General features: G+C 70.5%; 2 protein-coding genes. One reads left to right on the top strand and one right to left on the bottom strand.

Annotated elements, in window-relative coordinates; all coding sequences use genetic code 11:
• On the bottom strand, positions 1–6,448 hold a 6,448-nt coding region (locus ACFW1A_RS29535), incomplete at its 3' end, for an RHS repeat domain-containing protein (RefSeq protein WP_380413998.1).
• 569 nt (positions 6,449–7,017) lie between these two features.
• Here ACFW1A_RS29535 and ACFW1A_RS29530 point away from each other — a divergent pair.
• Entirely contained in the window at positions 7,018–13,584 is a 6,567-nt protein-coding gene (locus ACFW1A_RS29530; protein WP_380413996.1) for a LamG-like jellyroll fold domain-containing protein, read from the top strand.
• Positions 13,585–13,727 lie beyond the last annotated feature (143 nt).

The following is a 13,727-nucleotide window of genomic DNA, read 5'->3' as shown; positions in this document are numbered from 1 at the left end:
CCTCCGCAGCGGTGGTGGCCTCGTGTTTGATCAGGTTCTCGCCGAGGTAGACCGCGGCCTCCGCCGCGACCGACTCGCCGCCGGTCCCGATGACGCTGCCGACGGTGATGGCAGCCTGGATGCAGCCGCCGACCGAGGGGTCCGTGACGCAGCCGACCACGTCCGCGGCGCCGCTCGCGTGGTAGGCGAAGCTCGCGGCGCTCTTCAGGGCGCCGAACACGCCGTGGTGCTTCTTCTTGGCGGCGGCCGCGGCGGCTGCCGCAGCGGCTGCGCGCTGCTTGTAGAGCTCCTCGCGGTGCGCCTCGGCGGCCTGGGCCTCGTCGGCCTCCTTCAGCTGCTGGGCCGCGTAGTCACTGTTGGACCAGTTCTTCCGGGTCTGGCTGAAGCAGTTGTTGGAGTGGCACTTGTCCTCGTCCTTCTGCTCCGCCTGGTTGGCGCGTGACTGGTCGTACGCCACCTCCTTCGCGGTGGCGTCGTCGTCCTGGCGGATCTGGCAGGCCGCGTTGCAGGCTGCCAGGCCGGTCGGGTCCGCCGAGTCGACCGGGTCGTCGGCACCGTACGAGTAGCCGCCGCTCTGGCCGGGGTCGCCGGGCTCGAAGACCGGGTCGACGGAGAGGAAGCGGCCGGCCCGGGAGTCGTACTGGCGGGCGCCGAGCAGGTCGAGGCCGGTGGTGGTGTCCTGGGGCCTGCCGAGGTAGCCGTGGGCGTCGGGCCAGTTGGTCGGCGCGGTGCCGGCGGGGTTGCGCAGGTTGCCGTAGGGGTCGTAGTACCGCCGCTGGACGTTGAGCGTCGTCGCGTCGATGTCGATCGCACCGGTGTTCTGCGGAGTGGTGAACTCGTAGTCCAGGGTGCCGTTGGAGGACAGCACGGCCACCGCCCCGGACGGGGTGCCGACGAACCGCTTGCCGGTCTGGGCCTTGGTGTGCGGGTCGAGGTGGAGTTCCTGGCCGGGCAGGTACAGGGTGGTGTCGTTGTCGTCGCGCTGGATCAGCAGCGTGCCGTCGGCGTCGTAGAGGTAGCTGGTGCTCTTGCCGCTCGTCTGGTCGGCGACCGAGGCGAGGTGGCCCTCGGCGTCCCAGGTGATCGTCTGGTTGGCCGCCGGCTGCCCGCCCCCGCCGCCCAGGGTGCGGGTGACGGTGTTTCCGGCGGCGTCGTACTGGTAGCTGTCGTTGCTGACGGACAGTCCGGTGGTGACCGTCGTTCCGGTGGAGGCGTGCGGCCTGGCGCTGCCCGCCGCCGGGTAGGCGTAGCTGCGGGTGGTGTCGCGCGAGGTGGTGCCGGTCACGTCGTGGGTGACGTCGGAGAGCCGGTCGCCCATCTGGTCGTAGCTGTAGCTGGTCCAGTACGGGGCCGGGCCGCCGATCTGGTACTTCGCCGTACCGGCAGTCGGCGGGTTCTGGCCGTTGAGGCAGCCACCGATGCCGGCGACCGAGAAGACCGGCGAATTGGCGGTCAGCGAGGCGACGGCACTGGCCGGCGCGGCGCCGCTGGTCCGGGTGCCGGTGTCGCTCCACGCCGTCGCAAGCCGGCCGGCGTAGTCGTAGCCGAAGCACTGGGTGTCCGTCGGACCGCTGTCCGGGGTGTCGGTGACCGCCGTCATCTTCCCGGCCTGGTTGTACAGGTAGCCGACCTTGTCGACCGACGCCGAGCCGTTCTCCTTGTCGTAGATGTCGGTCAGTCGCCGGCCGGTGGAGTCGTCGAAGATCGTGGTCTGCACGGCCTGCAGCGGCATGTCGCCGAGCGTGGTGCGGACCGCCCGGCCGAGGTAGTCGTAACTCTGCTGGGTGAGGTAGTCGTAGGTGCCGCCGGCCGAGAGCAGCAGGCCGTTGGCGTTGTACTGGTAGGAGACGGTCTCGGCGGGCAGCGGCCCGGCGGCCGGGTAGTCGGTGTGGTCCAGGCGCTCGGTGACCGGCGTGTAGCCCTGGTTGGTCTGGTAGGTGCCGTTGAACGGCGCGTCCGCGTTGGCTCCCGGCGCACTGATCGTCAGGGTGCTGCCGGTGGGCTGGTAGTCCGCGGTGTAGCCGGTGACGGAGCTGGTGTAGGTGGCGCCGCCGCTGTAGCGGGTGGAACTGCTCGGGTAGCCCTTGGCCTGGCCGTCGTAGCTCCAGGCGGCGAGCTGCGGGCCGTTCGCCGCATTGGCGTACTCGGCGGTCTTGCGGCCCAGCGGGTCGTTGTAGGCGAAGTAGATCGCCTGGCCGCGGGCGTCCACGGTGTGGTCCACCTGGCCCTTGGCGTTGAAGGAGGTGGACGAGGTGCCGGCGTCCGGGTCGGACTGCGAGACCAGGCGGCCGCGCAGGTCGTAGCTCCAGGTCCAGGTGTTGCGACCGGTCGGGTCGGTGACGCTCGCGCGCTGACCGGCCGGGGTGTAGCCGTAGCTGGTGACGTCGGCGTCGGAGCGGTTGCCGGTCGCCGTGGTCACGCCCTGGTGGTAGACCCAGGTCTCGGTGGTCCGTCCCTGGACATCGGTGATCGCCGTGGTGGGCGGCACGCTGACGGGGCCGGCCACGGTGGCCGCGGTGGCGCCGCCGGTCAGGTCGACCGGCGGATTGGTGTCGGTCTCGTCCGCGCCGCGGTAGACCGTGGAGCTCTTCCACTGCGGGTTGGCGTGCGCCCAGAAGGTGGTGGAGAGCGCCCGGCCGAGCCCGTCGTAGACGGTCGTGGTGGACCCGGGCACCGAGGCGTCGGCGAAGTTCTGCGCCACCCCGGCCTGCGCGGTGTTGTTGTAGAACGGCTGGTGCGCGCCGCGGGCCCAGCCGTGCGAGTCGTAGTCGGTGTCGGTGAAGATCCAGCCGTTGGCCGAGGCGTCCGCCGCCGTCGTCTGTGTCTGGATCGACTGCATCATCGAGTCGTAGAAGGCATAGCCTTCCGCGTAACTGCCGTCCTCCCGCAGGGTCTCGGTCTGCACGACGATCGGGGTGGTCGGGCCGCCCGCCTGCTGCGGGGTGCTCGGGGTGAAGGTCGGGACGAGGTAGGAGAACTTCTTCGTCGGGGTCTGGGTCGCCTTCTTGCGGTCCGGCGTCCAGACGGCGGTGAGCCGGCCCAGCGCGTCGTAGGTCTCGTCCGTCACCCGGCCGTTGGCGTCCGCCTTGTGCAGCGGCAGGTTCCGCGCGGGGTCCATGGTCGTGGTGGACGACCAGCCCGCCGCGTTGGTCACCGTGACCGACGTGGGCAGCGCGCCGGTGGCGGGGCTGTAGGCGGTGGTGGTGGCCTGCCCGGTGGGCACGTCGGTGACGGTGGTGGCGCGGCCGTAGCCGTCGTAGGCCGACGCGGAGGTCGTGACGTAGACCGGGTTGCCACTGGTGTCGTAGTGGTCGATGACCTGGGTGAAGCGCACGTCCGGCGGCACGCTGCCGTCGACCGTCGGCACCGAGGCGCCGGTGCCCGGCGTGGCGGGCCCGTAGAACGTACGGGTGTCGCTGATCGTGGTGGTCGCCGAGGGCGCGGTGGCACAACCGCCGGTCACGGTGAGCTTCTCGGACGGGAAGCTCTGCCACTGCGGCTGGTTGGTGAAGGCGGTGTAGCTGGTGGTGGTGCAGGTTTCGGGGGCGGCTGAGGTGCCGTCACCCCGGTCGTCCACCGTGGTCTGGCGGCCGAGCGCGTCGTGCGTGTAGACGCTGCTGCCGGTGCGCCACCCGCCGCCGGCCAGCAACTGCGCGGTCTGGGTGGAGGCCACGCCGTGGATCCGGGCGCGGACCGTGGGCAGGTTGCCGGTGGGGCGGGCGTGCTGCGCGGTGGGGCCCGAGAGCCACGGCACGGTGACGGTCTTGGAGACCACCGTGCTCCCCTGGTACTCATCGGATTCCAGCAGGGTGCCGGCCAGCGCGACGTCGTCCTGGATGCCCTGGCTGCCCGTCGCGCCGAGCGAGTCGGTGACGAAGACCAGCGGCTTCGAGGAGGCGCCCGCCGAGGTGATCGTCAGGTCCTGGTCCATGCCGCGCAGGTAGCTGGCGACGGTCTTGGTCAGCGGATCAGCGGAGTTCGGGTCACCGGTGGTGGTGGTCACCTGCGGGTAGCCGCGGAACTGGTCCCAGGTCGGCGTGCTGCCCGGGGTGAAGTCGAGCTCGTTGTCGCTGGTGTGCCAGGCGGGCAGGCCGCCGTAGGTGTAGCTGGTGACGTGGTCGGGCGAGCTGGTGCCGAAGGCGGAGCTGGTCAGACCGCTCTTGCCGGCGGAGGTGACGACCGAGGTGACGACGTACTTGTTGAACCAGTCGGCGACCGGCGCCATCCCCTTGGGCACCCAGGTCTGCTGGAAGCAGAGCATGGTGTCCGTGCCCGGGGCGCTGGGCATCGCCACCGTTCCGAGCGAGCTGTCGTTGTTGCACTGCGGCTTGCTGTAGTTGACGGTGGTCGTCTCACCGGTCTCGGTGCTGATCATCCACATCCGCGGGTGCCGGAAGGGCGGCATCGCGGTGCCGTTGGCGCTCAGCCCGGCGACCCGGTTGTCCAGCTCCGTCGGGTAGAAGACCACGGGCGCGGTGCTCAGCGCGCTCTGGCCGTCGGTCGCGGTGTGCTGGATCGAGGAGAGCCAGAGCGCCTTGCCGGTCTGGTCGATCACCCGGCCGGGCGTGTCGTTCGGATCGGCGAACTGGTAGGTCAGCTGGTAGGAGTCGACCGGGAGGTAACTCCCGCTCACCAGCGCCTGGGTGGACACCTGCGTGATCATCTTGGTGGTGAAGAAGGACGGCGAGTAGTTCGAGCACGGCCCGGTCGAGGCGCAGATCTGGTCCGACGGTACGTCGGGCCAGTTGCCCGTCGTGGCGTTGCTCGACAGGTTCGCCGGGTTGCAGGCGGTGGCCCCGGCCAGGCAGCGCTCGGCCACCGTGAAGCCGACCTTCGCCGCCGGCTGGGAGCCGGCCGCGGCCTCGGCCAGCGACTGGCCGTAGGAGATCGAGACCGGGTAGCCACCGCGCACGTAGGAGGTGAGCGAGCCGTTCGCGGTGTCCGTGTAACCGGTGGTGAAGTAGTTGGTCTCGGTCGCGTACTGGTAGGAGGTCAGGTTGTTGTCGGTGTCCAGGACGTAGTCCAGGTTCCACCGCCAGGCCTTGGTGCAGACCGAGGCGAGGAAGGTCGCGGCGTGACAGGGCGTGCCGGCGTCGGCGCCGTAGACCGGCTCCGTCCACACCGAGTTGGAGGCCGCCCCCTTTCCGGTCCCGGTCGGGACGTGGCCGGCGCCGAAGTAGTAGCGGGTGCCGTCGGTGGTGGTGATCACCCAGTACTCACCGTCGTGGTCGCCGTTGGCGCCGAACGGGTCGCCGAACAACTGCTGGATCTGGGTACCGTCGTCGCCCTGGATCTTCCAAACCTTGCTGGTGTCGTCCAGCACCAGGGTGCCGGAGTGCCCGGCCAGGCTGAGGGTCGCGTTCTGCTTGCCGTAACACAGGTCCGGCGAGTAGGGCTGGTTGTCGCTGGCGCACGGGATGTACGAGCGCTCGATGAACCCGGGTGCCCAGGACCAGCCCTGGCCCAGCTGGCCGGTCTGGTTGTTGGCCGCCGCGGTCTGTCCGTCCGCGTCCCCCGAGTCGTAGGAGAGCGACACGTTCGGCGCCGCACCACCGACCGCCGGCGGAACGGCTATCGGGTAGGAGTAGCTGAAGCCGCCGGTGTTCCCGTCGGTGCCCCAGGAGTCGGACGACTTGACGGAGGTCGCGGTGAACGAGCCGGTGGATCCGGCGGGCGCCGCGGTCGCGGCGAGGACTACCATGGGCGCGCTCGCCGCGTCGGGGACGGCGAAGTCGGACGTGGCACGGGGCGCCGCGCCACCGAGTGCGACGTCCGCCTCCAGGCGGCCGGTCGCGGCGTTCCGCTGGGTGGCGAGCGGCGTCTGGCGTCGGCAGTCGGGATTCTGAGGGGTCGTCAGCACACAACCGGGCAGCTGCACCCACCGCAACCGGCTCGCCCAACTGCCGCCGTACGCCTGGGCGAAGTCCTTGTCGTCCAGGCCGATCCGCACCGCGCCCGATCCTGTCGAGCCGTCGGCGCGGGTCACCGACACGAGGACGCCCGCGATGCCGGCCGCCTTGGCCTGCGCCTGCGAAGCGGGCTGGACCGAGACCTTGGCCGGCAGTTGGGGAGCGGGCCCGGCGTCGGGGCTCGTCACACCCGCCGCGGCTGCGGCGGCAGGTGGCCGGCCGTGCGCCGCGGCGACCCACACCGGGGAGTTCCCGGCCCGTACCGGTGCGTCGGGCTTCGCCGCGGTGGTGTCGACCTGGATGCCCCCGGTCGCGGGCCACACCGGGGCGGCCGCCGCGGCCGCCTGCGGTTGCGGGACCGTCGCCGCGCTCGGGTGCGGGGCACCGCGCGAGCCGGCGGGCTTGCCGGGCACCGACGGGGCCTTGGGCAGCGCGCTCGGCGACCAGACCTGGTGCTTGCCCGGCTTGGCCGCTGCCAGCGGCAGCGACGGCGCCGCACCGACCAGCGACCCCACCAGTGCTGCCGTGAGGAGCAGCACCCCACCCCGGCGCGCCCGCGGCGCCCCTCCTCGGAAGAGGCCGCTGCCGCGCCCTCGAACCCCACCCACCATGGCCTCCACGGCACACTGAAATCACACGACTACAAGGCTTCGTGCGGAAGTTAACGGCGCGCGAACAATGCCCTCAAGGCTGTCGGACCCGCTGTTCTGGCAACAACATGCCAAACGGCCCACCCCGGACTGCTTCTTCTCCCGGGCGCGGACTCTCTAGCCTCCAGCGCATGACCCCATCGAAAAGCCGCACGGCCTGGCTCAGGCTGGTCGCAGGCGCACTCGGCTGCCTGACGGCGATATCCGTCAGCACCGGCCAAGCATCCGCACTGCCGACAACTGTCGCACCGTCAGCAGCCTCCGGGAAGAGCACGCCGAGTGCCGATTCGCCGTCAAACGGACCGGCATCGCAGCAGGCCACCGGCACCGCTGGGGCCACCCGGGGTGATGCCTCCCCCCACCCCGCGCCCACCGCGAAGCCGGATCCCGCGACCACGGCCCGGCTGCACGCCATGGAACAGGGGCGGACCGCAGCAACGAAGAATCACAAGCCGGTCGTGGTCGACTCGCTGACCACCGAGAATTCCCGGACGACCGCGAATCCTGACGGCAGCTTCACCTGGACCTCGGACGTCGCACCGAGCCGGGTGAAGACGAAGGACGGTTGGACTCCGGTCGATACCACCCTGGTGGCGAATTCCGACGGAACCGTCACCGCGAAGGCTGTCGAATCGGCGATTTCCCTCTCCGGAGGTGGCAACACCCCGCTGGCCACGCTGGAGAACAACGGCGCCCGACTGAGCTTCAGTTGGCCGACGGCGCTGCCGAAGCCCACCCTCTCCGGGGACACCGCGCTCTACGCCTCCGTGCTGCCCGGCGTCGACCTCCAGGTCACCGTCGACAACCTCGGCGGCTTCGAGGACGTGCTGATCGTGCACGACGCCGCGGCGGCGGCCAACCCCGCCCTCAAGACCCTTCGCCTCGGCACGACCACCAAGGACCTGCGGCTGTCGACGGACAGCAGCGGGAGCATGCGGGCGGAAGACGCCTCCGGGAAGGCGGTGTTCACCTCACCGCCGGCCAGGATGTGGGACTCCAGCACTGCCAAGCCCAAGAACGCTGCGGCGACCACCCAGGAGAACAACGAGCCCTCCACCGCACACCAGCCGGGCTCCGGTGCGAAGACCGCCCAACTTCCCCTGCACGCCGACCAGTCCGGTATCAGCATCGTTCCCGATCCCGGTGTGCTGGGCGGGCCCGGCATCAGCTACCCGGTCTACATCGACCCCACGGTGACGCCGACCAGCGGCAACTGGGTCAACCACTGGACCTGGGAGCAGTCGTGTTCGGACCCCAACGTGCACGTCAACCCGAACTTCGATGCGCCCCGCGACAACCAACACCTTGACCCCGGGGTGGGCCTGCAGACCTCGGCCGCCGAGTGCGTCGGCACCGAACGGGCCTTCCTCGACGTGCAGTTCCCGGCCGAGTTGCAGAACTCCGGCGCGTACGTCCTGCCGGGCCGCGGCAAGTTCTACGCCAGCGTCTCGGGTTCCGCAGTGGCCGGCTCCCACACGTCGAGCATCCGCGCCTTCCCGGCGAGCGCCATCAGCCCCGCCACCACCTGGGCCAACAAGGCCTGCACCTGGGACATCAGCAGCGGCACCTGCCAGGACATGCCCCCGGCCGCAGTCTCCTCGGTCACCACCTGGGCGACCACCATGTTCCCGCCGGCACCGATCGAGTTCGACATGACCTCCGTCGTCCAGAACGCCCTGAACCACGGCTATCCCAACCTCGTGGTCGGCCTGTTCAACAGCAACGAGTTGGACTCCAGCTCTTTCGTGCGGGTCGCCACCACCAACCACACCGCCTGGGACATCACCTACGACCTCCCGCCGCAGGTCACCGGCCCGAGCACGACGCCATGGCCGCACGGGACCGGCGGTGCGAACACGTGTCCCGGCCCGAACGGGCCGACGTACTGGCTCGGCAACGCCGACAACAACCACCAGGCGAACCTGTCGGTGGGCGTGTCGTCCCCCACCTACTCCGACGGCAACACCAACCAAGCTCTCAGTGCGGCCTTCTACCTCAACGGAAGCCCCGCACCCGGTAGCAGGACCTCGGCGACCAGCTTCCAGGCCTCGCTGAACGACGCCACCCAGTACAGCTGGTACGCCACGGCCAACGACGGCTACCTGACCAGCTCGCCCGGCCCGACCTGCTACTTCACCACCGACTTCGACTCGCCCAACCAGCCGCAGCTGGACACCGGGACACCCAGCAGCTTCATCCCCGGCGGGGTCCGGACCGACGGCTCGAAGATCATCTATGCCGGCGACAGCACCCCCGGCACCATCAACATCACCGACACCGACAACGGCCCGTCCGGCATCTGGTGCTACGAGTGGACCCTCGACAACCCGAACATGAGCGTGCCCACCACGAGCGGCACCTGCACGGGCGGTGAGAACGGCTCCAGCGTCACCTTCGCCAACGGCTCGGGCCAGGCCCCGATCCCGATCGCCAGTCCCACCTGGGGCACCCACGTGCTGCGGGTGCTGGCCGTCGACCGGGCCGGCAACTTCTCGGCGTCCCCGTTCGTCTACGGCTTCTACGTCCCGGACAACCCCGACGCCCACCCCGCGCCCGGCGACGTCACCGGGGACGGCGTGCCGGACATTCTGACCCCGACCCCCGACGGCGACCTGCGGATCTACCAGCCCGGTACCGGACCGGCCTCGGGCGGCCTCCTGGCCGCGGCGCACAGCCCCGCCTCCACGCCCGGCAACACCGTCTTCCAGAGTCCGGACGGCACCGGGTGGAACAACTTCCAGGTGACGGCGCACGGTTCCATGCACGGCCTCTACACGGACGACCTCTTCGCCCACCGGGCCGGCGCACCGAACCTGTACCTCTACCTGAACAACGGGGCGGGCCAGTTCAACACGGCCCAGCAGATCTCGTTCCCCACGCAACCGGGCTGCAGCTGCGACTGGTCGAGGACGGGCTCCATCGCCGCCGTCGGATGGCCCGACCAGGGCGGCACCACCGCCACCTACCCCGGCGGCTCGCGCACCCCGTACAGCGGCAACTCCCGCAATCCGACCTACCTGTTGGCGGTCGGCCCGGTCAACGCGGACGGCACCGGCGGCAACACCCTGTGGCTGTACCCGTACAAGACGGTCAACACGCTGGGCGCCGGGATCAACATCGGCACCGCCGCGCCGAGCGGCACCACCGGCTTCGACTGGGGCAACCAGGACCTCCTGACGCCCGGAGACGCGACCGGCGACGGGCTGCCGGACCTGTGGACCCGTGACCGCACCACCGGCACCGTCTACCAGTTCGCCTCGCTGCACAACGGCGACGGCAGCATCGACCTCGGCGCGCTCGGCGGCGACCACGGCGCCACCGTCCTGATGACCGGCATGACCCCGGCCGCCAACCCGATCCTGGGCAGTTCCGGCGACCTGAACGGAGACCTGTTCTCCGACCTGTGGGGCTCCGGACCCGGCGGCAGCCTCGTGGTCTGGACCGGACAGCGGAACAGCAGCGGCGCCTTCAGCCTGGCGAGCACCCCGGTCAACCTCTCCGACGTCTCCTGGACCAAGAACTCCGCTGCCCACACCGCCTTCCTGAACTGGCAGTTGGGCAACGCCACGCTGCCGAACGGCCAGACCGACTGGCAGGGCAGCACCGAGGTCGACACCTCCGGCCTGGGCAACAACGGCACCATCATCGGCGGCGTGACCCGCACCAACGAACACGACGGCGGCGCCGCGCGGTTCGACGGCAGCACGGGTGCGATCCAGTTGCCCAACAACCTGGTCTCCGCCTCGAACACGCTCACCGTCTCGCTCTGGTTCAAGACCACCGGGTCCGGCACCCTGTTCTCCACCGGCAACTCCGTTCCCGGCACCGCCAACCCGAGTGGCGCCGCGATGCCCGTGCTCTACGTCGGCACCGACGGCAAGCTGTACGGCCACTTCTGGAACAACACCGTGCCCGGCATCGCCTCCACCGGCGCGGTCAACGACGGCACCTGGCACCACGTCGCGCTCACCGGCGCGAACACCGTCCAGATCCTCTACCTGGACGGGCATCAGGTCGGCTCGCTGAACGGCCAGATCGCCAACGTGGACCCGATGGCGATGATCGGCGCCGGCGTCTACAACAACTACGGCTGGCCGGCCGCGTGGAACGGCAACAGCTGGAACTACTTCACCGGCCAGATCGACGACCTCCAGCTCTTCGACCGGGCGCTCAACCCGTACGAGATCACCAACCTCGACTACGTCCAACTGGGCAAGCCGCTTCCTCCCGTCATCTCGCCGGGTGGCATCCCGAGCGCGACGGTCCCCGCCGCGACCAACCCCAGTGGCCCGGGCTGCCTGCCGAACGGGCCCTACGGGACCGTCAACTCGCTGACCCCGAAGCTGCAGGCGATCGTCGCCGACGCCGACCCAACGGTGGCGGTGAAGGGTGAGTTCGAGATCACCGACACCACGGCCGGCGGACTGGCCCTCCCCGCAGGCGCGGCCGGCTCGGACAGCGCCACCGTCAACGGCGCGGGCACGGTCGGCATCACCACCCCGCTGCTGTCCCCCAGCCACACCTATGCCTGGCGGGTCCGCACCGTCGACGCGAACGGCGCGGCGTCGGTCTTCAGCCCGCTGTGCCACTTCACCACCTACGCCACCGGCACCGCCCCCACCACCGGGCCGGTCAGTGAGTGGAAACTGAACGAAGGCCAGAGCGCCCCGACCGCCACCGCCGACGCTTCGGGCAACAACCACCCGGCCACCCTCAACGGTCCGGTCAGCTGGAGCACGGATCGCGGCGGTTCCGCCCTCTTCGACGGCGGCATCAACGAGTCGGTCGCCACCAGCGGCCAAATCGTCGACACCGCGCAGTCGTTCAGCGTCACCGCGTGGGCCAGGCTCACCGACCTCAACACGTACTACCCGGTCGCCTCGCAGACCGGCGCGAACGGGTACGGGTTCTGGCTCGGCTACGACCACAACCTGCAGTCCTGGGCGCTGAACACCATCAACGCCGACACGGGCAGCCCGAGCGCCTGGTACTCGGCGGCCGGCGCGCCCGGTTCGGTCCAGGCCGGCAGTTGGTACCACCTGGTCGCCACCTTCGACCTGCCCAGCAAGAAGCTCCAGCTCTACGTCAACGGCGTGCTGCAGACCACCCGGCAGGACACCTGGCCGACCCCGTTCACGGCGCCCGGCCCGTTCATGATCGGCAACTCGAAGATCGGCGTGCCGAGCAACGCGTTCAACGGCGGGCTCACCGCCGTGCGCCTGTACAACCGGGTCCTGTCGCAGGCCGAGATCACCCAGATCTACACCAGCACCGGAGACCCGACGACCGGCCTGGCCGGTCGGTGGAGGTTCACCGACGGCCCGACGTCCGCAGCGGACTCGGGGACGCCGGGCGGGTCTCCGGCCACGGCCGGCGGGGCCACTTCGCTCGCCCCGGGCGGCTACGCCGCCTTCGCCGGCTTCGGACGCCTGAGTGCGACGCCGGTGGTCGACACGTCGCAGTCGTTCTCGGCAGCCGCGTGGGCCAAGCTGGCGGACACCACGACCTACCACTTCGTGCTCGCCCAGGCCGGCACCAGCATGGAGTCCTTCTACCTGGACTACGACCTGGTGCAGCACTCCTGGGCCATGGTGATGCCCACCAACGACACCAGCAGCCCCGGCTGGACCTGGGCGGCGGCGGCGCCCTCGGCCGTGTCGCTGAACGCCTGGACCCACCTGGTCGGCACCTTCGACGCGAGCACCGGCACCATCCGGATCTACGTCAACGGCAAGCTCGCCGGCACCGGCAGCACCACCTCCGCGTGGAACAGCGCCGGCAAGACCGGCGGCGCGCTGATGATCGGCGCCGGCAACCGCGGCGGCACCATCGCCAACCAGTTCACCGGCGGAATTGCCGACGCCCGGCTCTACCAGCAGTCGCTGACGGCTGATCAGGTGCTCTGGCTCTACCAGAACACCGGCTTCACCCAGGCAAGCCCGCTGACCGCGCCCACGGCGCTGACCAGCAGTGACGGCACCACGGTCACGGCCTGCAGCACCGACCCGGCCCACCCGGCCACGGTCGGCACCGGCACCGCCGTGCTCGGGGCCACGGTGTCCGGCTCCGGCGTCCACGCCGACTTCGACCTGCGGGACGTCACCAACCCGCCGGCCACCCAGCCGCTGGTCTTCGGCCAGGCGGGCTCGGCCGGCTCGGTCGGCACCGGCAGCACCACGGTGACCCCGGCGCTGACCAGCGGCCACCTGTACGCCTTCGCGGCGCGCAGCGCGGACGCCGGGCACGACATCTCGGCCGCCACGGCGAGTTGCTACCTGCAGGCGGGCGCCTCGGCCGCCGCCCCGTCGGGTGCCGCCTCGCTGCTCTTCGACAACACCCTCTACCCGGCGTCGACCGGCGCCACCTGGAGCGGTCCGGTCGACAACCTGGTCTGGCAGGGCGACGGAAACCTGGTCGTCACCAAGAAGAGCGGCACGCCGATCTGGTCCTCCAACACCGGCGGCCACCCGGGCGCCGTGCTGGTCGCCCAGAACGACGGCAACCTCGCCGTCTACCCGAGCGCGCCGACCGTCAACGCCACCGGCCAGGTCATCGGCACCCCGCTCTGGACCAGCGGGACCGCCGACAAGGGCGCGAACAACCTGGTGGTGCAGACCGACGGGAACGTCGTCCTCTACGGCACCCAGGGCTCCGTGTGGAACATCGGCGGCAACGTCCAGAGCCTCACCAACACCGCGACGGGCAACTGCCTCGATTCCAGCGGCAGTTCCGTCTACACCGGTGGGTGCAACGGTGGCGGCTACCAGTCCTGGCAGATCATCGACAACGGCGACGGCACGTGGTCGCTGAAGGACTCCGCGTCCGGCAACTGCCTGGACGGCAACGGGACCTCGATGTACGCCATGGGCTGCAACTTCGGCGGCTACCAGCGGTGGTACCACAGCTGGGGCGGCTCGGGCTGGATCCTGAAGCAGGCGGCCACCGGGCTGGTCCTGGACAGCATGTCCAACGGCACTCCCTACTTCAACCAGCTGAACGGGGGCGGCTACCAGCAGTGGCGGTGACCTGCGCGCAGCGCCACCGCTGGTTCGACAGTCCGGCGACCGCACCCCAGCCCCCCCCCCGCGCAGCGGGCCGGGGTTCGGGGAGGGGTGTTGGGAGGGCCCGCCCCCCAAGCTACAACCAGATGAACCCGAACCACAAAGGC

The organism is Kitasatospora sp. NPDC058965, from assembly GCF_042741245.1.
GTDB lineage: Bacteria > Actinomycetota > Actinomycetes > Streptomycetales > Streptomycetaceae > Kitasatospora.
Note: the sequence above shows the minus strand (reverse complement) of the source record. Positions and strands in the feature narration are given on the sequence as shown.